We start from the raw sequence: 388 nt of genomic DNA, 5'->3' as shown, positions 1-388 counted from the left end.
GCTGCTGCGTAAAGAAGGACAGCACTTCAGCTCTCTGCCGCTGGCCGGCTCCGCCCGTCGCCAGCCGGACGATGTGCTGGACCGGGAAGCAGGCAACAGGCTGTTGGCCTCCGGCAAAGATCGCCACGAGCACGAGCTGGTGACCCAGGCGATGAAGAGCGTGCTGGGCCCGCGCAGCAGTCAGCTGTCGCTACCGGAGTCGCCGCAGCCGATTACCACCCCGACGCTCTGGCATCTGGCGACGCCGATCGCAGGCACCGCGCTGGCGGAAGAAAACGCCATGTCGCTGGCCTGTCTGCTGCACCCGACGCCGGCGCTGAGCGGTTTCCCGCATCAGGCGGCGAAGCGCCTGATTGCTGAACTGGAACCCTTCGATCGCCAGCTTTTC

Annotated in this window: 1 protein-coding gene; it reads left to right on the top strand. The window is 66.5% G+C overall.

Annotation, left to right across the window (positions count from 1 at the left end; genetic code table 11):
* On the top strand, positions 1 to 388 hold a 388-nt coding region (locus FJV41_RS56590; protein ID WP_181791660.1), incomplete at both ends, for a chorismate-binding protein.

Origin of the sequence: Myxococcus llanfairpwllgwyngyllgogerychwyrndrobwllllantysiliogogogochensis (genome assembly GCF_006636215.1) — a bacterium.
Classification (GTDB): Bacteria; Myxococcota; Myxococcia; order Myxococcales; family Myxococcaceae; genus Myxococcus; species Myxococcus llanfairpwllgwyngyllgogerychwyrndrobwllllantysiliogogogochensis.
Note: the sequence above shows the minus strand (reverse complement) of the source record. Positions and strands in the feature narration are given on the sequence as shown.